This is a genomic window from Flagellimonas flava (genome assembly GCF_050617915.1).
Taxonomy (GTDB): Bacteria; Bacteroidota; Bacteroidia; order Flavobacteriales; family Flavobacteriaceae; genus Flagellimonas; species Flagellimonas flava_A.
In genome coordinates, this window is the sequence record NZ_JBODQE010000253.1 from 1 (window position 1) to 229 (window position 229).

At 42.4% G+C, this 229-nt stretch carries 1 protein-coding gene; it reads right to left on the reverse strand.

The window, feature by feature from the left end:
• Positions 1 to 54 precede the first annotated feature (54 nt).
• On the reverse strand, positions 55 to 229 hold a 175-nt coding region (locus tag ACRHOZ_RS21745), incomplete at its 5' end, for a PfkB family carbohydrate kinase (protein ID WP_431130524.1).

Genomic DNA, 229 nt, shown 5'->3' on the forward strand with positions numbered 1-229 from the left:
TATTCGATGGTAGCCTGGGCTACCGTAAGCCTTCTTGTTCTCATATTTTCAATATTAAAACCCTCCTTTTTGCCCAATAAACTTTAGGGATTCCTCCAAAGTGGGCATAAAATTGGCACAGACATTTTTGGTTACCACTTGTGCTCCACTGGCATTTCCCATTCGGCAAGCCGTGTTTATATCCCATCCCTGTAAGATTCCGTATAAGAAACCTCCAGCAAAAGCATCT